The 25,344-nt window shown below is 49.9% G+C and carries 20 protein-coding genes, 1 tRNA gene and 2 rRNA genes; 17 read left to right on the forward strand and 6 right to left on the reverse strand.

From position 1 onward, the window contains the following. The first annotated feature begins 116 nt into the window (after positions 1 to 116). The 5 genes from MUG09_RS06490 to MUG09_RS06510 all read left to right on the forward strand — a co-directional run bounded on the left by MUG09_RS06490 (position 117) and on the right by MUG09_RS06510 (position 5,595). Positions 117 to 190 (forward strand) — tRNA-Ile (locus MUG09_RS06490). Positions 191 to 277: 87 nt separating this feature from the next. After that, positions 278 to 3,211, forward strand: a 23S ribosomal RNA gene (locus MUG09_RS06495). A 71-nt stretch (positions 3,212 to 3,282) separates the two neighbouring features. Then, a 5S ribosomal RNA gene (gene rrf / locus MUG09_RS06500) occupies positions 3,283 to 3,395 on the forward strand. A gap of 99 nt (positions 3,396 to 3,494) precedes the next feature. Next, on the forward strand, positions 3,495 to 4,220 hold the full coding sequence (locus MUG09_RS06505) for a sulfite exporter TauE/SafE family protein (RefSeq protein WP_244774678.1): 726 nt from the start codon (positions 3,495 to 3,497) through the stop codon (positions 4,218 to 4,220). A gap of 178 nt (positions 4,221 to 4,398) precedes the next feature. After that, positions 4,399 to 5,595 carry an ATP-binding cassette domain-containing protein gene (locus MUG09_RS06510; RefSeq protein ID WP_244774687.1) on the forward strand — a complete coding sequence of 399 codons (1,197 nt, stop codon included), beginning with the start codon at positions 4,399 to 4,401 and terminating at the stop codon, positions 5,593 to 5,595. Between the two features lie 58 nt (positions 5,596 to 5,653). Here MUG09_RS06510 and MUG09_RS06515 read toward each other — a convergent pair whose 3' ends face one another. Genes MUG09_RS06515 through istA form a run of 3 tightly spaced genes read right to left on the reverse strand, consistent with a single transcriptional unit; the run spans position 5,654 to position 8,260 of the window. Continuing rightward, entirely contained in the window at positions 5,654 to 6,019 is a 366-nt protein-coding gene (locus MUG09_RS06515) for a hypothetical protein (RefSeq protein ID WP_244771476.1), read from the reverse strand. After that, positions 6,009 to 6,800, reverse strand: coding sequence for an IS21-like element helper ATPase IstB (gene istB, locus MUG09_RS06520; RefSeq protein WP_244771475.1), 792 nt, complete (start codon positions 6,798 to 6,800; stop codon positions 6,009 to 6,011). Before istB ends, MUG09_RS06515 begins: the two co-directional genes overlap by 11 nt. Continuing rightward, positions 6,797 to 8,260 carry an IS21 family transposase gene (istA, locus tag MUG09_RS06525; RefSeq protein ID WP_244771474.1) on the reverse strand — a complete coding sequence of 488 codons (1,464 nt, stop codon included), beginning with the start codon at positions 8,258 to 8,260 and terminating at the stop codon, positions 6,797 to 6,799. Before istA ends, istB begins: the two co-directional genes overlap by 4 nt. Before the next feature lie 181 nt (positions 8,261 to 8,441). Here istA and MUG09_RS06530 point away from each other — a divergent pair, with 181 nt between their 5' ends. The 8 genes from MUG09_RS06530 (at position 8,442) to typA (ending at position 15,054) form a co-directional block, all read left to right on the forward strand. After that, positions 8,442 to 8,825, forward strand: a complete 384-nt coding sequence (locus tag MUG09_RS06530; RefSeq protein WP_244774689.1) for a P-loop NTPase family protein — start codon at positions 8,442 to 8,444, stop codon at positions 8,823 to 8,825. A gap of 54 nt (positions 8,826 to 8,879) precedes the next feature. Then, entirely contained in the window at positions 8,880 to 9,182 is a 303-nt protein-coding gene (locus MUG09_RS06535; protein WP_244774691.1) for an ArsR/SmtB family transcription factor, read from the forward strand. Next, entirely contained in the window at positions 9,173 to 10,177 is a 1,005-nt protein-coding gene (locus MUG09_RS06540) for a permease (RefSeq protein ID WP_244774693.1), read from the forward strand. The genes MUG09_RS06535 and MUG09_RS06540 overlap by 10 nt, the downstream gene beginning before the upstream one ends. A gap of 15 nt (positions 10,178 to 10,192) precedes the next feature. Beyond that, complete coding sequence (locus tag MUG09_RS06545) at positions 10,193 to 10,492, forward strand: thioredoxin family protein (protein ID WP_244774695.1); 300 nt, start codon at positions 10,193 to 10,195, stop codon at positions 10,490 to 10,492. Beyond that, positions 10,489 to 10,899, forward strand: coding sequence for an arsenate reductase ArsC (locus tag MUG09_RS06550; protein WP_244774705.1), 411 nt, complete (start codon positions 10,489 to 10,491; stop codon positions 10,897 to 10,899). Before MUG09_RS06545 ends, MUG09_RS06550 begins: the two co-directional genes overlap by 4 nt. 42 nt (positions 10,900 to 10,941) lie before the next feature. Next, complete coding sequence (locus tag MUG09_RS06555) at positions 10,942 to 11,832, forward strand: DMT family transporter (protein WP_280529390.1); 891 nt, start codon at positions 10,942 to 10,944, stop codon at positions 11,830 to 11,832. 165 nt (positions 11,833 to 11,997) lie between these two features. After that, positions 11,998 to 13,194 carry an MFS transporter gene (locus MUG09_RS06560; RefSeq protein ID WP_244774706.1) on the forward strand — a complete coding sequence of 399 codons (1,197 nt, stop codon included), beginning with the start codon at positions 11,998 to 12,000 and terminating at the stop codon, positions 13,192 to 13,194. An 18-nt stretch (positions 13,195 to 13,212) separates the two neighbouring features. Then, positions 13,213 to 15,054: a translational GTPase TypA gene (gene typA, locus MUG09_RS06565; protein WP_244774715.1), complete on the forward strand. Its 1,842-nt coding sequence runs from the start codon at positions 13,213 to 13,215 to the stop codon at positions 15,052 to 15,054. A gap of 54 nt (positions 15,055 to 15,108) precedes the next feature. Here typA and MUG09_RS06570 read toward each other — a convergent pair whose 3' ends face one another. Together MUG09_RS06570 and asnA are read right to left on the reverse strand one after the other, a co-directional pair. Further along, a complete protein-coding gene (locus MUG09_RS06570) occupies positions 15,109 to 15,861 on the reverse strand; it encodes an exodeoxyribonuclease III (protein ID WP_244774728.1) in 753 nt (250 codons plus the stop codon). An 8-nt stretch (positions 15,862 to 15,869) separates the two neighbouring features. Next, entirely contained in the window at positions 15,870 to 16,904 is a 1,035-nt protein-coding gene (gene asnA / locus MUG09_RS06575) for an aspartate--ammonia ligase (RefSeq protein ID WP_244774729.1), read from the reverse strand. Between the two features lie 91 nt (positions 16,905 to 16,995). Here asnA and MUG09_RS06580 point away from each other — a divergent pair, with 91 nt between their 5' ends. The 4 genes from MUG09_RS06580 to MUG09_RS06595 all read left to right on the forward strand — a co-directional run bounded on the left by MUG09_RS06580 (position 16,996) and on the right by MUG09_RS06595 (position 23,194). After that, positions 16,996 to 17,616 (forward strand): HAD family hydrolase, encoded by a 621-nt coding sequence (locus MUG09_RS06580; RefSeq protein WP_244774730.1) that lies wholly within the window; start codon positions 16,996 to 16,998, stop codon positions 17,614 to 17,616. Positions 17,617 to 17,793: 177 nt separating this feature from the next. After that, positions 17,794 to 19,122 carry a GH1 family beta-glucosidase gene (locus MUG09_RS06585; RefSeq protein ID WP_244774731.1) on the forward strand — a complete coding sequence of 443 codons (1,329 nt, stop codon included), beginning with the start codon at positions 17,794 to 17,796 and terminating at the stop codon, positions 19,120 to 19,122. 955 nt (positions 19,123 to 20,077) lie between these two features. Further along, positions 20,078 to 20,839 carry a ParA family protein gene (locus MUG09_RS06590; RefSeq protein ID WP_244774732.1) on the forward strand — a complete coding sequence of 254 codons (762 nt, stop codon included), beginning with the start codon at positions 20,078 to 20,080 and terminating at the stop codon, positions 20,837 to 20,839. Positions 20,840 to 21,577: 738 nt separating this feature from the next. Beyond that, positions 21,578 to 23,194 (forward strand): alpha-amylase family glycosyl hydrolase, encoded by a 1,617-nt coding sequence (locus MUG09_RS06595; RefSeq protein WP_244774733.1) that lies wholly within the window; start codon positions 21,578 to 21,580, stop codon positions 23,192 to 23,194. Here the strand turns inward: MUG09_RS06595 and MUG09_RS06600 are convergent. Continuing rightward, entirely contained in the window at positions 23,189 to 25,309 is a 2,121-nt protein-coding gene (locus MUG09_RS06600; RefSeq protein ID WP_244775368.1) for a glutamine synthetase III family protein, read from the reverse strand. The two genes, MUG09_RS06595 and MUG09_RS06600, sit on opposite strands and share 6 nt — an antisense overlap. Positions 25,310 to 25,344 lie beyond the last annotated feature (35 nt).

Below are 25,344 nucleotides of genomic sequence, written 5' to 3' on the forward strand. Positions count from 1 at the left end.
ATGCGGCCCTCACAGCCGCGTCCGTCAACGGTCGTCGACCAGCAGGTGCAAGTCCTGCAACAAATCGCCCTTCAGCTTCCAATCAACTCTTCTCTTCTCTGATATTTCTGTTAACCGGGACTGTAGCTCAGGTGGTTAGAGCGCGTGCCTGATAAGCACGAGGTCATAAGTTCAAGTCTTATCAGTCCCATTTTCAGTTGCGTTGGCAACTTGTTTTTTTACAGAGCATTTGCGAATAGAGCAAGTCAACATAGCGCAGGGATTGGAAGAATGATATGGTCAAGTGAATAAGGGTCCACGGAGGATGCCTAGGAGCTGCCAGGCGAAGAAGGACGCGATAAGCTGCGATAAGCCGCGGGAAGGGGCCAATACCCGAAGATCCGCGGATTTCCGAATGGGGTAACCCGTATGTCTGGATGACATGCACATGCACGCGAATAAAATACCGTGCATGGGAGATACGCTGGGGAGTGAACCATCTAAGTACCAGCGGGAGTAGAAATCAAACGAGATTCCCCCAGTAGCGGCGAGCGAACGGGGAGGAGCCCAAACCGCGTGCCCTCGGGTGCGCGGGGTTGTAGGGATGCGGCGGGGGTTGCCCCGTGCAGTGAGAAACCGCAAGCGTAGCGGAACGGACCTGGGAAGGCCGGCCAGAGCGGGTGAAAGCCCCGTACGCGAAACGCTTGCGGCTGCATGGCCGCGTTACCTGAGTACGGCGGGACACGAGAAATCCTGCCGGAATCCGGGGGGACCACCCTCCAAGGCTAAATACTCGGCAGCTACCGATAGCGCATAGTACCGTGAGGGAAAGGTGAAAAGGACCCCGGGAGGGGAGTGAAAGAGAACCTGAAACCGTGGACCTGCAAGCGGTCAGAGCCCGAGAGGGTGATGGCGTGCCTTTTGTAGAATGAGCCTGCGAGTTACCGTATGCGGCGAGGTTAAGGGATGGGAGTCCCGGAGCCGCAGGGAAACCGAGTCTGAACAGGGCGTTCAGTCGCGTGCGGTAGACCCGAAGCCAAGTGATCTAGCCATGGCCAGGCTGAAGCAGGAGTGAAATCCTGTGGAGGGCCGAACCTAAATCCGCTGAAAAGGGTTGGGATGAGCTGTGGCTCGGAGCGAAAGACTAAACAAACTTGGAGATAGCTGGTACTCTCCGAAATAGCTTTAGGGCTAGCGTCGCATGGACTGTCGCGGAGGTAGAGCACTGGATAGGTGAGGGCCCGTCACTGGGTACCGAGCTTAACCAAACTCCGAATACCGCGATACAATGTGCGGCAGTCAGACGGCGACTGATAAGGGCCGTCGTCGAGAGGGAAACAGCCCGGACCGCCGGCTAAGGTCCCCAAGGCGTGCTGAGTGGGAAAGGAAGTATGATTGCACAGACAGCCAGGAGGTTGGCTCAGAAGCAGCCACCCCTTCAAAGAGTGCGTAACAGCTCACTGGTCGAGTAGTCATGCGCCGATAATGTAACGGGGCTAAGCACGCCACCGAAGCCGCGGGACAGCAGTGATGCTGTCGGTAGGAGAGCATTCCGTGTACGGAAGAAGCGGGGGCGCAAGCCCCCGTGGACGGGACGGAAGAGAGAATGCAGGCATGAGTAACGAAAAGACGGGTGAGATCCCCGTCCGCCGAAAGCCTAAGGTTTCCAGGGTAAAGTCAATCTACCCAAGGGTCAGTCGGCCCCTAAGGCGAGGGCGAGAGCCGTAGCCGATGGGAAGCGGGTCAACATTCCCGCACCTCCCAGGGTTCCGATGGGATGACGCATAGGGCGAAACGCAGCCGGGCGACGGTAGTCCCGGCCGAAACGGCGAGCCGACGAGGCCCCCAGGCAAATCCGGGGGCCGAGGCGAGCCGCGAGCGAGCCGCACCACGGTGCGGTGAAGTGCGCGTAGTCGTCGTGCCGAGAAATAATCCCTAAGGAACGGCCCTGGGGGACCGTACTACAAACCGACACAGGTGGGCGAGCTGAGAATGCACAGGCGCACGGAAGAATTCGCGTTAAGGAACTCGGCAAAATGCATACGTAACTTCGGGATAAGTATGGCCCCCGCGAGGGGGTTGCAGAGAAACGGCCCATGCGACTGTTTACCAAAAACACAGGTCCATGCGAACCGGCAACGGGAAGTATATGGACTGACACCTGCCCGGTGCTGGAAGGTCAAGAGGAGTTGTCAGAGCGATCGAAGCAGCGAATCCAAGCCCCAGTAAACGGCGGCCGTAACTATAACGGTCCTAAGGTAGCGAAATTCCTTGTCGGGTAAGTTCCGACCCGCACGAATGGTGTAACGATATGGGCGCTGTCTCAACGCGAAATCCGGTGAAATTGAAGTCCAGGTGAAGATGCCTGGTACCCGTGGTTAGACGGAAAGACCCCGTGAACCTTTACTTCAACTTGGCATGGAGACTTGGGCAGGGATGTGTAGGATAGGTGGGAGGCCGCGAGGCGTGGGCGTCAGCCTGCGAGGAGCCGTCGGTGAAATACCACCCTTGCCTGTCCAATTTTCTAACCGCGGCCGTCATCCGGTCGCGGGACAGTGCCAGGCGGGAAGTTTGACTGGGGCGGTCGCCTCCTAAAGAGTAACGGAGGCGCGCGAAGGTCACCTTAGGATGGTTGGGAATCATCCGGCAAGTGTAAAGGCACAAGGTGGCTTGACTGCGAGGCAAACAAGCCGAGCAGGTACGAAAGTAGGTCTTAGTGATCTGGCGGTAGCGAGTGGAAGCGCCGTCACTTAACGGATAAAAGGTACTCCGGGGATAACAGGCTGATCTTGCCCAAGAGTTCATATCGACGGCAAGGTTTGGCACCTCGATGTCGGCTCATCGCATCCTGGGGCTGGAGCAGGTCCCAAGGGTTTGGCTGTTCGCCAATTAAAGCGGTACGCGAGCTGGGTTCAGAACGTCGTGAGACAGTTCGGTCCCTATCTGCCATGGGCGTTGGATGTTTGAGGGGTTCTGCTTTTAGTACGAGAGGACCGAAGTGGACGAACCTCTGGTGTACCGGTTGTCGTGCCAACGGCAGCTGCCGGGTAGCTACGTTCGGAAGGGATAACCGCTGAAAGCATCTAAGCGGGAAGCCCTCCCCAAGATGAGACATCCCACCCGCACAAGCGGGCGTAAGGAAACAGGGAGACTACCTGTTCGATAGGCCGGGGGTGCAAGCGCGGCAACGCGTTCAGCCCACCGGTACTAATCATCCGAGAGGCTTGACCATATCATCCTTCCAGTCCCAGGGCTGCCAAGGCCGGTCGTACGGATCCATCCGTGCTCCCAGGCGTTGGCCGGCCCGGTGGCCACAGCAGGGTGGACACACCCGTTCCCATCCCGAACACGGAAGTTAAGCACCCTCACGCCGATGGTACTACGGTTAGCCGTGGGAGAGTAGGTAGCCGCCGGGCCTTCTTTTTTCTCCTCTGCAACCCTCCCTTTGTGGAGGGCCTTTTTATTTTCCCAACCATCGTCCCTTGACTGTGATACACTACTTGGGGAGGCAGAAAGTGTTGTTGTTCTTTGTAGTTCTGATTGTGTTGGTTGGTTCCTTTCTCCAAGCAAATATTGGATTTGGCTTTCCCATTATAGCCATGATCTTCTTCCCTTCTCTCTTTCCCTTTTCCACAGCGGTAACATTGAACCAGGTCATAGCCATAGCAAGCACCCTCTTTGTATCAATACGGTATCGTGCGCACATCAGGTGGTGTATCCTCCTGCCTCTTCTCGTTTCATCAATACTCGTAGCCCAGCTGGTGATTCTCTTCAGCCTGAGCATCGATGCCTCCTCGCTGACGATAGTCCTCGGACTCTTTTTGGTCTTGCTTTCCCTGTATTTTGCCCGTTTCAGTGAACGCATCCGTATTCGGGCGACAATGACCAACGGATTTCTCATGGGTCTTTTCGCTGGTATAGGAAATGGCTTCTTCGGTATCGGAGGACCACCGGTTGCACTCTACCTATTTGCATCCGTTCCGGATAAGAAATCCTATCTGGCAACTATTCAGGCGTATTTCCTCTTTTGCAATATCCACAGCATCCTGGTTCGCAGCCTTCATGGATCTTTGCAGGTTTCCCACATCCCCATCATACTCGTAGGTTGGGTATCCATCGCAATCGGAACATATACCGGACTCAAACTCTTCAGTAAAGTTCCAGAATATGTATTGAAACGAATCGTTTACTTATTTGTAGGCTTAAGCGGTCTCTGGATTGCATTACAGCAACTGTTGTAGGTCTTGATGCATCCTGCGAACATTGGTACACTACCATCATCCAAGGAGCTTGTAAGCGCATGAAGAACTGACGAACACCCATCAACGCAACAAACCGAATCACAATCGATTGTATGCGTCACCGCGTGTTCTCAGTGTAGTATCATCATTGCGTGTGACGCCTCAGACAGGAGGCCGTATGAGTATCCAAACCTTGGAGTTCCAATATATTACATTTCATTATCCCCAGCAGAGCGTAGACCTGTTCTGTGACCTTTCTCTTTCTGTAGGTCCTGGATGGACTGCAGTCATCGGAGCCAATGGAGGAGGAAAAAGTACGCTCCTCAAGCTTGCATGCAACCGCCTGGAGCCTTTGGCGGGGTCTGTGCTGCATCCCGGCCTCTGCCTCTACGTACCACAGCGGACCGATGAGATACCTCCCTCATATGACGAATTTGCATACTCCTACGATGCGTTGTCCTGCAAGCTGCATGGACAGCTGGGCCTTCATCGTGACTTCCTGAATCGATGGGACCAGCTTAGCCACGGCGAACGCAAGCGTGCGCAAATCGCTTGGGCACTGTATGAGAAGAGCGACCTTTTATGCATCGATGAGCCGACCAACCACCTTGACCGCGACGCCATGCACGTAATCGTCAAGGCATTACAGAATTATCGTGGAATAGGGTTGCTGGTAAGTCATGATCGTGAAGTCTTGGATGCTCTCTGCACAAGTACCGTCCACGTACAGTCACCGTTTGTAAGTAAGCTTTCCTGTCCCCCAAGTCAGGCCATGGAGGAGATGCGAAAGCAAAGGATTGCAGCAGAGACAGCCTATGTGGAACAAGGCAAACAGCTGAAGAGGCTGATGAAGGAGAAACAGCGTCGCAGCGCTATTGCCGGTGTTCAGGATAGTCGCAACACCAAAAGACATATCAATCCAAAGGATCATGATGCAAAAGCCAGAATTGATGGATTTCGGGTCAGCGGGGGAGACAAGGTAGCCGGGCAGCTATCTCGACAATTGGACAGCAGGGTCTCAAGTGAGCTTGCGACTACCCAGTCGTTGCACAAAACGCTTGGTGAGAAACGAGCATTGGACCTATCCAAGTCAAGTGGGGGCATCACGCTGCAAGGAGTGAAACATGCTGCAAGGGTGCTACTCGATACTCAGCAAGCCGTACTTTCACTCGGCGGTGACCGCAAGCTCTTTCTTCCACCCTTGGCGCTCTCGCACACGGACAGGGTTGGCATCCGCGGGCCCAATGGGATTGGCAAGAGTACCTTGGTCCGCCATCTTTTACCCCTGTTTGCAGAAAAATCCATACGTTCATGGTATCTTGTGTTTTGTCAAGCAAAAATCCTTGGTCTAATCACCAGGGAATCCCGTGTCTAATCACGGGAAATTCCCGGGTTTTATCATCTGCACAGGAATCTATGCAGATATCCAGAAACTATGGCTTGTAATCAGGGACATCCTCATATTCATCCTCAATCACAAAGATCACGTTTGGATCCGTTTCCCCATGCAGCTGATGTGCAATTTTACCTTTCAGGTAGGCAAGCTTGTTGCCCAGGTAAGCCATCTCGTTCTCGATCTTGTCCAAGCCGTACAACAGTCGAAGCCTTCCTTCAGGGCTTTGGTACTGCATTACTATCTTTCTGGCCTGCTCATGCAGGTCCTGTTCCGAGTATTCATGCGGGCTGGGTTCTATCCCCAACCGGTCCAATATGATCTGCTCGAGCTCCTCGGTGAATTTTGTACCGTCGTATCGGTAACACGAACGCAATTCACGCAAGTATTGTTTGTCAACGACCATGTTCGTCACCCCCTTTCGACCGCTCGGATGCGGTCTTCCGCATCAATGCATGCTCCATCCGGTAGCTCTGCCCCTCGAACACAAGCAGGTGCCCATGGTGGATGAGCCTGTCGATCATTGCTGCAGCCATCTGCTGGTCGGTGAAGATGCCACCCCACTTGGAAAACTCGAGGTTCGTCGTAAGAATGAGGCTTTTGCTCTCGTAGCTGTCGCTGATGATGCGGAACAGGAGCTGGGACCCCTCCTTGTCCACCGGTACGTACCCCCACTCATCAAGAATGAGCAGATCCAGTCTGCGTATGTCCGACACCAAGCGTTCCAAGACTCCGTTCTTCCGTGCCTCGGCCAGTTTCAGCACCAGCTCGGTCACCGTATAGAACCGGGCTGCAAGGCCCATCTCGCAGGCCTTCATCCCCAGTGCTATGGCCATATGCGTTTTCCCGGTTCCCACCGGTCCATAGCAGACCAGGTTGGTCTTCCTGCCAATGAATTCGCAGCCTTCCAGTTCCACCCTGGTAATGGAAGGCGGCAGGCGCACATGAGAATAGTCGTAGCCTTCCATGCTCTTGGGCATGGGAAACCGGGCCCGGTTGAGCAGCCTGGAGCGTTTTGAGCGTTCCCGGCTCTCCACCTCCATTGACAGCACGTCATGCAGGAACTCTTCCTGCCTCGGCGTTGCCTGCTGGCACAACGCTACCAGTTGTTGGGAAAGGAACAGTTTCCGGCACATGTCCGATATCTCTTCCCTACGTTGGATGCGGATGGTTGAAGTCATCATCATGGCTGCACCCTCCGTTGTTCCAGAAGCTGGTCGTACAACGAAAGGTCGGGACCGGCGTCCAGGTCGGTTTGGTCCCCGAACTCCGCCATCCTCGCCGCAAACACCATTGCATCGCTGAACGGGGCGTTGCCGGGGTTCCTCAGCACCAGGTCGAACGCATCAAGTGCTCTTTCGAAGCTGTAGCGCTCGCTCAGCAGGTTCATCGTTCGCAGGGCATCCTTCAGCGATTCCCTGTCCAGCGCATCGAGATAATCGCGTACGGGGGAGGACACCATCTCCCTCACACCGCTGTTGGGCCACGCTCCCACATTTCTCATGAGTACGGCCATGGAGGTTCTTGGGTCGACGCTGTCGGACCGCTCCTTGCCGAATTTGCGGACGTGGCTCACCAGGATCTTGCGCTTCTCGTCATAGATGTCGACGGTGTGGGCCCGGATGCCCACCAGCACTTCGCTTCCCCGGTATTCGGGACGGGTTGAGTAATGGTGGTTGCCGTCAATCTCCACCTTCCCGTACCCGTCGGCCTTGGCGTACACATACCGACAGACATCAAAACGGTGTCGGGGCAGCGGCAGCAGTGCCTCGCGGTCCTGTTCGAAAAGCTCGCCTATGATTGTGTTCTTCTTGTAATGGGTATTTCCCTGAAAGCTCGTCGCCTGCTCCAGCAAGCCCTTGTTGTATTGCTGCAGGTCGTCGAACTCGGGCAGGGGAACGAACCGGTTCCTGCGGACCGTGCCGATTTTATTCTCGACGCACCCCTTTTCCCATCCACTACCCGGACTGCAGAATCGTATGGAGAAGCCGTAGTGAGCCCTGAATTGGGCGAAGAGCTTCGCTTCCCGTATCTCCTGCCCGATGCGACGACCTGCTCCGGTGGCATTGTCTATCACAACCAGGGGGAAGACTCCGCCGATGAACTCAAAGACGTCCTGAAAGCCCTGGCAGATGCATTCGCTGGTCTCTCCGTTGAACATCTGGGGAAAATCCGCATTTGAATTCGGAAACACGCAGACAAGATAATGCTTGCGCTGCTTGACGCCTCTTTCATAGCAGTCCGCCTCGCCGAAGTCCCCCTGGGCCTCACCCGGATGCCATACCAGCTCCTGGCAGGCCCTGTAACTCGAGCGTTGTGCACGTGTTTTCCTCACATACCGCGATACCGTTGGGTAGGAGCAACCGAATTCCGGATGCAGCTCCACCAACCTGTCATAGACGCGCTGGGCGGTATGGCGCTGTTTCGAATTCTCCTTTTCATCGTTGGAAAGCCATCCGTCTATCTGCGGCTTGTAGGGGTCCAGCTTGCTGGGCAACCCCTCCTTCTTTTGAGGCGGCTTCGGTGAGAAGTCTTCCATGCAGAGGTACTTCCTCGCCGTCTTCTCATCGACCGATACTTCCCTGGCAATCCTTGCCACTGAGTATCCCTCTTTCCTCAAATCTCTGATACAATTGATTTGGGACATGTTGAGCACTTCTCCTTTCTCCTTTAATGTATTTGTTTCTACATCAAAGGTTACTTTCCAAAGGGCAGCTTCTCAACTGTCCCTTTGAACAATCCCGGGAATTTCCCGTGATCAGACCAAGGAAGATGAAGTGATCTTTCTAGGGATTTTTAGTTTACGCTACACATATCTCGAGCAGGAGATGGATCTCGAACAAAGTCTTGCATCCTATCAGGCGTTTGAACTACTCGAGCCTCAGGTCAAAGGACGTATCGTCTCCACGGTGGTGCGCTTGGGCAGCAATGCCCAGCTCTTCCTTCTCTCTGCGTTACCGAGTCCGGGTGAATTGAGAAAACTCCTGATAGCCCAAGCTTTGGAGAGTAATCTCTCCTTGCTGGTGCTTGATGAGCCGACCAATCATCTCGATCTTCCCTCCCGTCTTGCCTTGGAGATAGAGTTGAGATCCTTTGCCGGAGCCTTGTTACTGGTAAGCCACGACCAAGACTTTCTCGAGCAAGTCTGTACGACGTGGTGGGATCTGTCCTATCGACCAGGGTCGCAAAATTCGGAGCTTCTCGTGCATTGACAGAGATTGCACTCTTTCTTATTATATAGATAGTCATCGATATGAGAGGGAGCTATGGTAATTGCAGAGTACGTACCGATATTGAAAGCGTTGGCCGATCCGAACAGGCTTGCCATCATTGAACACCTTACCCGGGGAGAGGCCTGCGTCTGTGAGCTGCTGGAGCTCTTTTCAGTCACCCAACCTACCTTGAGCCACCATATGAGGATTCTTTCAGAAGCCGGTCTGGTTTCTGGAAGAAGGGAAGGAAAGTGGATACACTACTCGATCAATGTGCAGCGTCTCCAATCGTTCAAGGACTTTATAGCTTCAATCCAAATTGTCCCTGAGGCGAAAAAGGGGTATGTATGTCAATGATATTCGATTTCCTTCAATATCAGGTGCTGGGTATGCGTTGGCTCAATGATGGGGTGGGAAGCCTGCTCGCCCTCTTCGGTATGGATGCTGAAAGCAGAGTAACCCTCAGCCTGCAATTTTTCATCTACGATGTAATTAAGATTCTGATACTGCTCTCCTTCTTGGTTTTTCTCATCAGTTACATTCAAAGCTATTTCCCTCCGGAACGTACCAAACGCATTCTCGGCCGTTTCACCGGATGGAAAGCCTATACGTTGTCTGCTTTGCTGGGAACGGTAACCCCGTTCTGTTCGTGTTCTTCCATTCCCTTGTTCATCGGCTTCACCGCTGCAGGGCTGCCTCTGGGGGTAACCTTCTCCTTTCTCATCTCCTCTCCCCTGGTGGACCTCGGATCGCTGCTTTTGCTTTCCAGCATATTTGGCTTTCCGACTGCAATCCTGTATGTAGCGGTAGGGTTGGTGTTGGCGGTGATAGGCGGCAGCCTGATCAATCGCTTTGGTCGGGAAGAGGACATTGAAGGATTCATCAGAAGCATCCAAATACAAGAGTCCGCTGAAACGACCATGACAAAACGAGAGCGTGTGGAGTATGCCAAGGGCCAGGTGAAGGCAACCGTACATAAGGTGTTCTGGTATATCATCATCGGCGTCGGCATCGGCGCTGTCATCCACAACTGGATTCCATCCTCGCTCATTCTTGCCGTCCTGGGCTCTTCCAATCCCTTCTCCGTCATTATCGCCGCGGTTGTCGGCATACCCATGTATGCAGATATTTTCGGCACACTCCCTATTGCCGAAGCCCTCTGGGCGAAGGGAGTGGGGCTGGGAACCATCCTGGCCTTCATGATGGGTGTTACAGTGCTCTCGCTACCCTCGCTCATCATGCTACGCAAGGCTGTGAAACCCCGGCTGCTCGCGCTCTTCTTCGGCATTGTTACAGTTGGTATCATTCTTATCGGATACGTATTCAATGGTATCGGACCATTCCTCTTCTAGGAAAAGGAGCAAATCATGGCACTCTTTGGATTCGGGAAAAAGAAAAAACCCGGGGATGAGCAATCCTCGGCGATCAAGATCCTTGGCTCAGGCTGTGCTGCCTGCAACGCATTGGAAGCAAACACGGTAAAAGCATTAACGCTGCTTGGCCAGGAGACAGCGGTGGAACATGTCACCGACTTCTCAAAAATTGCCGCTTATGGGGTGATGACCACTCCGGCCTTGGTGGTTGACGGAAAAGTGCTGGTTTCTGGTAGGGTAGCCGAAGTTGATCAGATTGTTGCACTTCTTAAGGAAGCAAGGAATCCATCATGAAGAAAATTTCGGTCGCATTCATCTGTGTACATAACTCCTCTAGGAGTCAGATGGCTGAAGCCTTGGCGAAAGCGAAGTACAGCCAGCTGTTCAATGCATATTCTGCAGGGACAGAAACCAAGCCGCGAATTAATCAAGATGCTGTAAGAATAATGAAAGAATTGTATAATATCGATATGGAAGCAACACAGAAGTCAAAGCTGTTGGATGAGATTCCACCCATCGATATTGTAGTTACCATGGGATGCAATGTGAACTGTCCCTATCTTCCCTGCAAAAGCCGGGAGGATTGGGGTTTGGATGACCCCAGCGGCAAGGATGATGCAACCTTTAAACACACAATCGGCATCATAGAGGAAAAGTTGGATGATTTGGCTAAAAGGATTCAACAAGGTTTAGGCTCCTGATACCTTGACAGGAATTGGTGTCTGTTCCAGCATGCAACCATTATGAAGTTGGATTCCCAAAAAGTGCTGGGGTATGCTCTGGTAGCACTCTCCGCATGTTGTTTTGCCCTTATGCCGATATTCGCCCGAGTCGCATACGATTCGGGTGTGGATACCACAACCCTGTTGCTGGGACGATTCCTCATCGGAGGTATTTTCCTCTCCTTGCTTGCATGGGCCAAACGCTCGCCGCTTCCTCCAAAGAGTTCATGGCCGATTTTGTTTTTGCTCGGGCTCGTTGGGTATACAGGGACTTCGTTTTGTTACTTCACTGCGCTCAATCATGCTTCGGCGTCCCTGGTTGCCCTCTTGCTGTACGCATATCCTGCTTTGGTGATTTTGCTCGGCTTTGCCATCAGCGGCGAGAAACTTTCGCGAAACAACCTTTTGGCCTTGCTTTGTGCGAGTGGCGGCTGCATGTTGGTAATAGGACTCTCAGGAAAAGGGGACTGGAGAGGTATTGCCCTGGCTCTCTGTGCAGCATGTGCATACTCTCTCTACATTATCATCAGCTCCCAGGTAGTGGGTACAAGGACTGCAATGGCAAGCAGTGCTTTCATCATACTCAGTGCATCGCTGTCATACTGTTGCATCGCCTTGTTCAAAGGGGTTTCGCTGCCGCAGACAACCTCCGGTGTTGCTGCAACGCTTGCAATCGCCTTCTTTTCAACCGTAGTGGCCTTCTGGTCGTTCTTTGCAGGACTGGGGATCATCGGGTCCGCCAAGGCTTCCTTGGTCTCGACACTCGAGCCGTTGGTCACCGTGCTGAGTGCGGTTCTCTTCTTGGGTGAGTCATTGACCATCTCGATTATTGCCGGTGGTTTTCTGATTGTTGCTGGTTTGGTGATCTCGGCTTTACCAAGCAGGCTGCACAAAAAAAATGAAGGTCTGTAGTCGCCTGTCCAACATGCTGTGAACTGATTTCCATGCCAAGTACAGCGATGCTGTATTCTTCCTTGCATAGTTTCCGACACTAGTGGACATTTCTGCCAAATAACGGTATTACATAGGGGTACCTATCACCGATACCTTTCGTATCGAACGTTCCAGGAGAGGATAATGAACTCATTGGCATCCCTGCTCAAGGTCAAACGGGATGATGTGCCCTTGATGTATACCATCTATTTCGCCTTCTTCACCAGTGGGATGATGAGTACCCTTATCGGAGCTCTGCTTCCCTTCATGAAAACCGAGTACAACATGAGTTATGTACTCAGCGGTGCAGTTATCTCAGCCCATCAAATCGGCAACTTTTGCGCCCTCCTCATCGCAGGGTATCTGCCATATCTGATCGGCCGAAAGCGAAGCACCATCACCCTGTCTTTGGGAATTGTCATCGGGTTCTTGTTGATGACCCTCACCTCCAATCCAGTCCTGCTGCTCATCGCTTTCGCCTTCACCGGCATCGGTCGTGGAACCATGAGCAATATCACCAATGTGGTGATGAGTGAAATCGCCGAGAACAAGACAGCCAGCCTGAATCTGTTGCACGCCTCCTTTGCCGTAGGAGCTTTCCTGGCTCCCTTCCTTGCAATCCTTTCCACTTCGGTTTTTGGAGTCTACTGGCGGATCAGTGCATGGGTTCTGGTGTTTTTTGAGTCGGCTGTATTGTTCTTTCTCGGAAGGTCCTCGCTTTCAGGCAAACCAAAGGCAAAGAATAAGGACGGCGGCACGGACTTTATGAAAAGCGGCCGGTTTTGGCTCAATACCTTCATTCTCTTCTTCTATCTCTGCGGGGAAGCCTCGGTGATCGGGTGGCTTGTCACCTATTTCACCGACACCGGTCGTCTCAGTCCGGCACTTGCCCAGACAACCAGTTCGGCCTTATGGATTTTCATTCTCATCGGCAGGCTTGTTTGTGCCTCGCTTTCGGTGAAAGTGAATAAAAACCTTCTTTTGGTGGTTTTGGGATTCCTCCAAATTGTCTTTTTTGTCATGATGATCAGCGTACAACATGTTGTACTGATTTATATAAGTCTGTTCGGGTTCGGGCTTGCAATGAGTGGGACGTATCCAACTACGCTATCCACCATGGATAGGAAATTCAACGCTTCCACCATAGCAACAGGAACCTGTATTGCCACTGCAACTGTAGGGGCAATCACCATGCCGATAATCGTCGGCTCGGTTGCACAAGCGGTAGGTATAGCCGGGGGACTGGCTACCATCAGCTTGAGCATCCTATGCATGTTCTCTCTTATCCTGGTCAAATATGTTCTCGCAAGAAAACACAACACAGAAAGAGGGGAGGCATAGGCTCAGGTAAGGAATTGCATGATTACTCAGAATACTAAGATTCGGAACATCGCCATCATTGCACACGTCGACCACGGCAAGACCACGTTGGTCGACGGGCTGTTCAGACAGAGCGGCTTGGTCAAGGATGGCGGACAGGACCGGATAATGGACAGCGGCGCCATTGAACGGGAACGCGGTATAACCATCAGCGCCAAGAATTGTGCCATCTCATGGAAGGGTGTGAAGATCAACATCATCGACACGCCCGGACACGCTGATTTCGGCGGCGAGGTGGAACGGGGGCTGTCGATGGTCGATGGCGTGGTATTGCTCGTTGATGCCGCCGAAGGCCCGCTTCCTCAGACACGTTTCGTGCTGGAGAAAGCGCTCAGGCTCAATCTCAAACCGATTATCGTCATCAACAAGGTCGACCGTCAGGATGCACGTGGTGAAGAGGTGCTCCAAGAGGTGTATGAACTGCTGCTGGAGCTCGCCAATGACGAGTCCATGCTTGAGGTGCCCATATTTTACGCCATAGGCAAGAGCGGCCGCTGCGGACTCTCCGCCGACACCATGGGCGAAAACCTGCATCCGCTGATGGATTGCATACTTTCCTATGTCCCTGCGCCGGTGTACGACGATGAGCAACCGTTTCAGATGCTTGTCAGTGATTTGTCATACAGCGACTATCTGGGCAGGCTCGCAGTTGGAAAAGTCGTGAACGGCAGTGCATCGATGTACGATAATCTTGTGTGTGTCCAGGAAAACAATGTGCATAAGGCCCTTCGCGTCACCAAGCTGCAGACATACAACGGACCCACCTTCTCTGAGACTACGCTGGTTCAGAGCGGTGACATCATCGTTCTCAGCGGGGTTGAGGATGTCCATATCGGTGATACCATCTGTACAGCAGAGTTCCCCAAGGCTTTGGATCGGATTCACATCGATGAACCCACCGTATCCATGCAGTTTTCCAAGAACATCAGTCCATTGTCCGGCAAGGATGGCACGCAAGTCACCTCGGCGAAAATTTGGGAGCGATTGCAGAAGGAAAGCCTGAGAAACGTCTCGATCAGGGTGGAGAAGAATGCCGATGACACATTCAGCGTAAAAGGGCGCGGCGAATTCCAGTTGGCCATCATCGTTGAGCAGATGCGGCGTGAAGGTTTCGAACTTTGTGTCGGGCGTCCCCGTACGATTTTCAAGACCGACGAGCAGGGCAGAAAAACCGAACCGGTAGAGTACTTGTATGTCGATTGTCCTGAAGAGAACAGCGGGACGGTCATGGACAAGCTCTCCAAGCGCAAAGCACAGATGCGCGATATCACCTATACCGGCAACGGAAGGGTAAGAATGAAGTTTGAGATTCCCGCCCGCGGTTTGATCGGTTATCACGACGAGTTTATGACCGATACCAGGGGTAATGGAATCCTCAATACGTATATGAAGGGCTATGAGCTCTACAAGGGCGATTTTCCCGATCGCCTCAGCGGCTCGTTGATCAGCGACCGAAGCGGAAACGCTGTCGCTTACGGGCTATGGCAGTTGGAGGACCGCGGTAGATGGTTCATCGTCCCCGGCGATCCCATATATGAAGGCCAGGTTGTAGGAGAGAGGAATCGTGACGGCGACTTGTTGCTCAATCCGACGCGTACCAAGAAGTTGACCAATATGCGGGCAAGCGGAAAGGACGATGCAGTGACCCTTACTCCGGTATCCAAGCCGACATTGGAACAAGCTATCCAGTTCATCAAGGATGACGAGCTTGTGGAGGTCACTCCCACGGCGATTCGAATGTGCAAGAAAATCCTTGACGGCCAGCAGCGCAAGGTATTCGAGAACCGGGGAGAAATTCCTCAGTATTTGCTTAATAAATAGGGAAGTGGGAGTATATGGAGAAGGGAGCCTGATGGCTCCCTTCTCCATTGCCGCTCAATCCTTGAGATAGAGGATCACCGGGGCATGGTCGCTGCCGGTGGTCTCTGTGTCGATGGTACTGTCGATGATACGGTCCTTGAGCTCCTCACTGACCAGCCAGTAATCGATGCGCCACCCTGCGTTGTTCTCTCGCGCCCTGAATCGATAGGACCACCATGAGTAGATTCCCTCACGATTTGGGTAGAGATAGCGGAAAGTGTCGATGAATCCGGCTTGCAGCAGACTGGAGAACTGGTTTCGCTCCTGGATGGAGTACCCGGCATTCTGTTCATTGGCCTTCGGGTTTTTCAAGTCGATGCTTTGATGGGCGACATTGAGATCCCCGCAAATGATTACAGGCTTTATCGAGGACAGTGAAGCGACGTAGGTGCGGAACGCCTCATCCCAATCCATGCGTGTCTCCAAGCGGGCCAGTTCTTCCTGGCTGTTGGGTGTATAGCAACAGACCACATAGAATTGATCAAATTCGGCAGTGACGGTTCTTCCTTCGCTGTCCAATGGATGCCCGATCCCGTGCTCGACGGATAATGGCTCCCGGCGGCAAAAGAGCGCAGTCCCGCTGTAGCCTTTTTTCTCTGCAAAACTCCAGTAGGTATGATACCCTTCAGCTGTCAGGGCGACTTGCTCCTGTTGTAGTTTGGTCTCCTGCAAACAGAAAATATCGGCATTGCTTTGCTGCAAATACTCCTCGAACCCTTTCTTCTGTATAGCCCTCAGACCGTTTACATTCCAACTGACGAGTTTCATGACTCCTCCTACATCAAAAAGACCTGCATTTCCTTGGCTTCAGCGATGACATCTTCCGGCCATACCGAGGCTTGTACTTCCCCGATGTGGGCTTTTTTCAGCAAATACATGCACAGCCGGCTTTGGCCGATGCCTCCACCGATTGTCTGGGGAAGCTCTCCTGCAAGCAGGCGCTTGTGCCAGTAAAGTTCAGCCCTCTGCTGTGCATTACGAATTTCCAGCTGTCTGAGCAGGGTCTCCTGATCGACTCTGATGCCCATCGAAGAGAGTTCCAGAGAGTCCTGGCGTATCGCATCCCAGACGATGATGTCACCGTTCAATCCGGTATGCTGGTCATCGGTTTTAGTGGACCAGTCATCGTAGTCGGGAGCTCTTCCCCCCTGACTTACACCGTCTGCCAAGGGAAGACCGATGCCGATCAAGAAAATCGCTCCGTATTGCTGAGCCAGAGCCTTTTCGCGCTGTTGCGGGGTGAGTTGGGGATACATCTGCTGGGCATCTTCTGTATGGATGAATGTTATCTGGTCAGGTAGCGTTGGAGGACAGGAAGCGAACATTTCACTGACCAAGAATTCGGTTCGTTTCATCGCCGAAAAAATCTTACGCACCACCTGTTTCAAGAATTCAAGATTACGGTCATGCTTGCCCATGACCAACTCCCAGTCCCACTGGTCGACATAAATCGAGTGGATGGCATCCAAATCATCGTCGGGACGGATTGCATTCATGTCGGTGTAGAGCCCGGTGCCATGCTTGAATCCCAAGTCCGCCAAGGCCATCCGTTTCCACTTCGCCAGCGATTGCACAATTTCCATCTCTCGGTTTTTGAGATTCCCGATCTGAAACCGCACCGGTCTTTCAATTCCGTTCAAATCGTCATTGATGCCCGATCCCCGGGGAACGAACAACGGGCTGGTGACTCTGCTGAGTTTCAAACCACCACTGAGTTCTCGTTCAAACGTATCCTTGATGTACTTAATCGCTTTCTCTGTCTGCTTCTGCTCCATGGCAGGGACGTATCCTTCTGGGAAAAACCTCGGCATACAAGACTCCTTATTCGTCGAAGCATACTGTATTTTCCTAAAGAGGAAAAGCACTGGAATGAAGCTGTTTGCTATGCTATCATCGATTTCCATGAACAATACATTTGCACTGGTCATGGTTGATATGGGCGGGGTGCTTGCCTTGCATACCGATAGCAGTATGGAAAAACGCCTGCTTCAGGACTTCGGCATCGAATCATACTCCAGCTTCTCGGAAATCGATCCAAGTTTGGTCGATGTATTGCAGGAGCATAGCAAGAACAATATCACCGAAGCACAAATGTGGGAGCAATTCACCCATAAAACCGGAATAGTTGTTCCCCCTTACAAAGGGTCGCTCTGGGCAAAATACTTTAAGCCCGATCTTGATGAGGCTATGCTTGGTCTGCTACGCGAATTAAAAGAGAAAGGATTCCGTATAGTCTGTGCAACCAATACAGAGCCGGCTCATTACGAGCATCACAAGGCTATGGACCACTATGCGGTTTTCGATACGGTCTATGCCTCGTGCGAGATGGGAAAGGCCAAACCGGAACCAGAGTTCTTCACCCATATTCTCGAAGCCGAGGCGGTGCTGCCCCGGCAGGTGTTGTTCATCGATGACTATGCGATCAACTGTGAAGCAGCCGCCGGACTTGGCATCCATGCATATCGGTATACCGATCCTGCTGATTTGCGTTGGGCTCTTTATGACTTAGGAATGATACAATAGTTATACAGTAATTATTTGAAAAAACAAGTATCTATACAAAATATATATAAAAACCAATTAGTTTGTACACCGAAAGAACTTTGTTCTACAAATTACATAAGCTTGTCTAGTGAGTACGTGCATGCTAGCATGCCTACGATCAATGATCATTACTCTTACATGTGAGAAGGATATACCATGCAGAAGATTGAATTCGATAAGGACTTTTTGTGGGGATGTGCTACTGCCAGTTATCAGGTGGAAGGAGCCATCGACGAAGATGGTAGGCAACCTTCCATTTGGGATACCTTCTGCAAGAAAGACGGTGCCATTTTGCATGGGGATGACGGCAGCATCGCCGCCGATCAGTACCATCGATACAAGGAAGATGTGCAGCTTATGAGCGAGCTCAATTTCCAGGCGTATCGGTTCTCCATCGCATGGCCGAGAGTCCTCCCCGAGGGTCGTGGTGAAGTCAACCAAAAAGGGTTGGCGTATTATATCAATCTCAGCAAGGAACTACACCTCAAGGGGATCAAGGTAGTGGCTACGCTGTATCACTGGGACCTCCCGCAGATTTTGCAGGATGAAGGAGGGTGGGCGGTTCGTTCCACCGCCTATGCTTTTGCCGATTATGCAAAGGTATGCTTTGAAGCATTGGGACCGTATGTCGACCAATGGATCACCCTCAACGAGCCGTTCTGTGCTGCCTATCTCGGGTATCTGTATGGTGAGCATGCCCCGGGCATCAAAAACCCGCAAAAGGCATTCCAAGCCGTCCACTATCTGAATTTGGCGCATGGTCTTGCGGTGAAAGAATATAAGAAGAGTGGTTTGAGGGTTCCCATCGGCACCACGCTCAATCCAAGTCTCCCAAGGCCTGCATCAAGAAAAGCAGAGGATGAAAAAGCGGCTCTGTATGCCAGATCGATTTTCACCGATGTATTTCTCTATCCCCTGGTAGGGAAGGGTTATCCAAAAGAAGTCACCGAGGACATGCATATCAGTTTCCCCATCCTGGATGGCGATATGGAAATCATTGCCCAACCCATCGATTTCATCGGTATCAACTACTATATGGAAAGGGCGGTCGTACTTGATGAGACAAAGCCCTTCCTGCACAGGGAAGTTCCCTCATGGCAGAGAGCCACCAATCAGGATTGGCCGATCGTCCCGTACGGGTTGTTGAGAATTCTCAAGTACTTCGATCAAGTGACAAACGGTCTTGCCTTGTACATCACAGAGAACGGCTGCGCCAATGATGACGTACTGCAGGATGGTAGGGTTCATGACCATTTCCGCTGTGATTATCTCAATGAACATCTTGCAGCCTGTAAGAAGGCAATTGACGAGGGAGTCAATCTTAAAGGCTATTTTGTTTGGTCGTTCATGGATAATTTTGAGTGGGCTTGGGGTTACAGCAGGAGATTCGGTATAGTCTACGTAGATTATGAGACACAAGAAAGATTCCCAAAAGACAGCGCATACATGATGCGGGATATCATATCAGGTTACTGTGAGTATTAAATAGAAATACTAAAAAACCTATAATAATTGTAAAACCCTGTAATATACAATAGCATTACAGGGTTATTTATACATTAAAAACATATTAAAAAAAATAAAAAAGATATTAAAAATAAATAGAAAAAGTAATAAATGATATTAATATAATATAAATAATAAATTAAATACAAATCACTTTAACGACGAAACAAAGTAGAAAAATTAGGAAATAAGTAGATACTATATAAATTATATATTGTAACCAAATAAGCAAAGTTTTGCCGCATCGTTGATATTATGGCAATAGCATGTATGATATGAATAGAAAAATTATATTAAAATATAATTAATTATATATTGGAACCAACTGAATAGTATGCTGTTCCAAATTGGAACAATATCATTACAATATATAGTAAGAGATTATTCAACAAATGTGTCAGTAATGCCTGGCTGCTTATCCTGGTATGATGATAGGCTTGGTTTGTGAGCCGATACGTATGCTTCATGGTAAGTCGGTGTATGCACTATAAGGAGCCTGGCTTCTGGTAATGGGAATCAAGTACATACGATTATTGTATAGGATTGCTCGGCATTATTGGGCTAGAACTTTAACGTACAGGACAAAGGATGAAAAGGACGACCTCATCTACCGCTCTACCAAGGATCAACTTGTATAACTGGGAATGAACCTTCTCGTCCAGGGAAATACGCAGCAATCATAATGTATTTCCTCTTGTTCAGGCATTAACGTAAACATGTTTCACAATATACAAAATATATTTATAAATGTATTAAATAAATACAAAAACAATATAATTATAGAATATAAAAGATATGTAATAAAATAATATTTGTATTGAATATTAGTGATAATATAGTATTTATATAGTATTATGCAGCTATAGTTACAAGATTCAGAATAATACTTGTACGATGAAATAAGTCGGTATATACTAGATGGTAAGGGTAATTCATGGCAAAGACAATATCTTTCCACCTTCAGAAAGGTGGTGTGGGAAAAACTACCATCTCTGGGACGTTAGCATGCCAATCCGCATTGGATGGGTATCGTACGTTGTTGGTTGATGTCGACCCACAAGGTAATGCTTCGTCATGGTTTCTCAATGCAGCTCCAACCTATGAGTTGGCGGATGTTGTCCAAGGCAAGTGCTTTATCCAGGATGCAATTGTCCCGATTCCACAAATACCAAATCTTTTTGTTCTTCCTACCTTCGGAATTGGAGGAACGCTCAAGCTCTACTCTGAAACCAAGTTGGCAGAGGAGCCATATGTTCTCCAGGATTTGATCAAGGAAGTATCTGACACATATGATCGAATCATTCTTGACCTATCTCCAGGTTTAGGTCGTTTGGAACGTGCTGCTCTCATATCCAGCGATGAGGTGATTACACCTATGACTCCTGAAGTCTTCAGTCTGGATGGTTTGGAGATTTTCATTGATGAACTGAATAAGTTGAGAAAAAACTTACGTTCACCAGTCAGACATACAAAGATTATCATCAACTCCTTTGACAATAGGATCAAACAACATAGAGATATATACACGGCCGCCTGTGAAGGGGTTTTCACCGTATATAAGATTCCTGTTGATCCATTGTTTCGTAAAGCACAAGAAGCAGGTTGTGCACCTCAACTGTTCAAGGTACGAGGCAAAGGATTGAAAGAGAGCACCATTGATTCGATTAAGACACTTAATAAAGAGATTTGGAGATAGGTATAGCACTGAAGAGAAACCCGGAAGCAGAGAACGAAGTAGTCCCAGAAAACAGCATCAGCGGACAAAAAGCAAAACAACTATTCTCGCAAGAAACGAGGACTCCGAAAAAGGAAAACAAGGTTCTTACTACGTTTTCCATTGAACCGTCCTTCAAGCGGGAGTTGGAAGAATTGTTTGCCAGCATGGGATTGGGGTGGGCTGCAGGTATACGGTTCTCTTTGAAAGAATTCTCTAAAAAACATGCGCAAGAGTAAATGTTTCATATTCTGATGCAATGAATACAAAAATTAGTTATATTCAATATATTTTGAATAGTTCATATTTATGCATTTAGAATAGTATTAATACAGTTAATTATAGAAAAAGTATCAATATTATATAAAAATAATTTGTATGAAACGTATAATACATACTATAAAAGTATTGTTGCTAAACGATAATACATAAAAAACGATACAATAAATACACAAGATGGAGATTTTATCCATGTCTAACAATTTTGAGGAATACGAATAGTAATAATATAAAAATTATATGTAATAAATATTGTAATACGATATTGTAATATTGGATATAACAATTATGATAGTCAAATAAAGACTATATTACATAAAAATCAATTAGAACATATCAATTAAATTATGAATTTGATATATGCTGATGGTTCTCATTGTATGAAATAACTTTTGTTCTCTACAAGAACCTGCGGTATACTGACAGACAGCGAGGTTGAGCATGGCAGAGAACTGGTGGCAGGATTGTGTTGTCTACCAAATCTATCCAAGGAGTTTTCAGGATAGCAACGGTGATGGAATAGGGGATATTCCAGGTATCATCCAGCGTTTGGATTACCTGCAGACACTATTGATTGATGCAATCTGGCTCAGTCCGATTTTTCTCTCTCCCATGGCTGATTTCGGCTACGACATTTCCGATTACTGCAGCATCGATCCAGTCTTTGGTACTATGGCTGATGTTGAGAGACTTATCTCGGAAGCACACAAGAGGAACATTCGTGTAATATTTGATATGGTTCTCAATCATACTTCCCTCGAGCATCCTTGGTTTGCTGAAAGCCGGTTGTCGCGACAGAGTGAGAAAGCTGATTTTTATATTTGGTCTGATACGATACCGAACAATTGGCATGCTGCTTTCGGGGGAAGAGCCTGGACGTATGATTCAACACGCAAGCAATATTACTTGCACTCATTTCTTCCTGATCAGCCCGACCTCAATTGGAGGAGTTCCAAGACGGTTGAAGCGATTTTTAATCAGCTTGCCTTTTGGTTGGACAAGGGAATCGATGGGTTTCGGCTGGATGTCATCAATTGCATAGTCAAGGATGAGGCATTGCGAAATAATCCAAAGATTATCGGTTCGCGTCCCCGTCCCTACGATATGCAACGCCATATATTCGATCGGAACAGGCCTGAATCACACCAAAAGTTGAAAATGTTGCGTAAACTCATTGATGGGTATGACCAACGTATGCTGGTCGGTGAAATCATGGTTGAGCTTCCAGGTGAGCCTGAACTTGCCGCTTCCTATCTGGGTAGGTTCCAGGATGAACTGCATCTATGTTTTGACTTCTCCCTGGCCTATACTCGGTTTTCTGCAGTGAAGTGGAAAAAGGTTGCAAAGCGTTGGTATGAAGCTGTGGGAAAACATAGGGTTCCGACATGGGTATTAAATAATCATGATATTCCAAGAATAGTAAGCCGATTGCACGGCAATGAAGAAAAAGCACGCTTAGCCGCTCTGTTCCTCTTGACCCAACGCGGTGCAATTTTCTTGTATTACGGAGAAGAGTTGGGCTTACCGAATTCCAAGATATCACGAGCTGCCATGCATGATCCGCTGGGCAAGAGGTATTGGCCGTTCCATCCAGGCAGGGACCCCGAGCGTGGTCCCATGGTATGGAGTACCGGAGAGGGGAATGGTTTTACCACCGGTGAGAGCTGGCTTGCAAGTGCGAAAGCGGCAAACCGGTATTCAGTGGAGAACCAAGAACTGGAACAGGATTCGATGCTTCATTTCTATCGCCGACTGCTTTCGTTGCGTAAGGAAGATGAAGTGTTGAGGAACGGGTTATGCACCTTTATCGATACCTCTTGCATGCATATTCTGGCCTATTGCCGGGAAATCGGATCCGACCAACGCTTGATTCTTTTGAACATGAGCAATAAGAACCAAATTTGCTCAGTACCGTTGGTGCAAACCAGTGCAATGCAATGTGAACTCATCTTCAGCACTGAAGCTCGGTCTGGACGGATGGATGATCTGCATGCAATACAAATCGGCCCCTTCCAGGGCCGAATCTATCGCTTGCTTGTCAAGGATTCCAATCTATAGCCTGAAGAGCAAATCGTCATAACTAGGGAACGGCCAATATGACTTGTCTGTATAGGTTTCCATGAGATCGAGGTGACTTCGAAGGGTTTGCATTTGGGCGACCACTTCATCGCGGTAGATCTGGGCCTGCTTGAGTACCTCATCCTTGTAGGATAATGCCTTGGCAATGCAGACATGCAGCAATTCTGTGCCTTCAATCGCTTGGTTCAAGGCATTCTGAACGATGGAAATTGTCTGTCTCTGAATTGCTACGTCAAAGCCCAACGATTCTTGCCTGGCAATTGCATCACAGAGGTTGCCGATGTAGCGGATAACCGATGGAATGACATGCTTTCTGCACATCTCAACCATAATGGAAGCTTCCACATTGATTTGTTTGCTGTACGTCTGCAGATTGATTTCCAAACGGGAGGATATCTCGGATTTGGTGAATATGTTCTGCTTTTCAAACAACTCGATGCTCTTCTCGGTTACCAATTGCGGGAGGGCACTGACTGTATCCTTGTAATCGGGCAAGCCTCTGAGCAGTGCTTCTTCCTTCCATTCCTTGCTGTAACCGTTTCCGTTGAACACAATCCGCTTATGGCCCTGATAGAAATCGCGGATGATATTGTGTGATTCGAGTTCAATATCCTGTGCCTTCTCCAGTCTTTGGGCGACTTCTTCAAGAACCTGAGCAACGGCTGCGTTGATATAGATGTTGGGATCGGCCATTGATTGTGAGGAACCTACCATGCGGTATTCAAACTTGTTTCCCGTAAATGCGATGGGACTGGTACGATTGCGGTCGGTCAGATCCTTGGGCAGCTGGGGCAGCATGGTCATTCCCATTTTGACAAACTGGCGGTCGCTTTTAGTACAGCAGCCTTCCATGGTTATGGTTTCGAGAATTGAGGTCAGTTGGTCTCCAAGATATATGCTGATGATGGCAGGCGGCGCCTCCGAGGCTCCCAGTCGGTGGTCATTGCCGGCGGTAGCAGCCCCGCAGCGGATCAGGGGGGCGTATTCATCCATCGCCTTGATGAATGAGGTAAGAAAAATGAGGAACTGAAGGTTGTCCTCGACATTATTGCCCGGTGCAAGCAGGTTGGTGCTGTCATCGGTGGAGAGCGACCAGTTATCGTGTTTTCCCGACCCATTGACTCCTAAAAATGGTTTTTCATGCAACAGCGCTACCATGCCGTGACGCAAGGCAACCATCTGCAGCACATCCATTAGAAGCTGGTTGTGGTCGGTTGAGAGGTTTGCCGCATCGTAGACGACCGCAATTTCAAATTGATTGGGAGCGGCTTCCTTGTGCTGGGTCTTGCTGCTGATGCCCAGCTTCCAAAGCTCGTAGTTGAGCTCGCTCATGAAGACGGTGACACGATCGCCGATTGTGCCGTAATAATGGTCGTTGAGTTCCTGGCCTTTGGCGGCTAGGTTTCCCATGACAGTCCTTCCCGACAGCCTGAGATCGGGACGCTGGTCGTAGAACTTCTTATCCACCAAGAAGTACTCCTGCTCAGGCCCGATATTGATGATGATGCGTTTGGCTTTTGTGTTGCCCAAAGCCCTTAGAACCCGTAGCGTCTGTTTTTCAAGGGCTTGGTTGGAGCGTAGCAGGGGAACCTTCTTATCCAGCGCTTCTCCGTTGTAAGAGAAGAAAGCGGTGGGGATGTAGAGTGTTTTGACTCCGTTCACATCCTTGAGGAAGGCTGGCGAAGACGTATCCCATGCTGTATACCCCCGTGCCTCAAACGTCGCCCTGAGGCCTCCGTTGGGAAAGGAGGAGGCATCGCCTTCGCCTTTGATCAACTCCTTGCCGGAGAACTCAAGCAGAACCTTCCCTCCCTTGGTAGGGCTGATGAAGGAGTCGTGTTTCTCCGCCGTCAGACCGGTCAAGGGCTGAAACCAGTGACAGAAATGGGTGGCTCCCTTGGAAAGAGCCCATTGTTTCATCGCACTTGCAACATAGTCGGCCAGCTCGCTGGTTAGTTCGCGTTGTCCACGCTGCACCTCTTTCAGTTCCCTGATGGTAAGGTCACTGAGATATTTACCCATCTCTACTTCTGTAAAGCAGTTGATGCCATAGAAATCGGTAACCGGAGTTTTTGCGTAGTCGATGTCGAACATAGTGCCCATCCTCTCCTCTGTGGTCGTTTATTCTT

This window comes from Sphaerochaeta associata (assembly GCF_022869165.1).
GTDB lineage: Bacteria > Spirochaetota > Spirochaetia > Sphaerochaetales > Sphaerochaetaceae > Sphaerochaeta > Sphaerochaeta associata.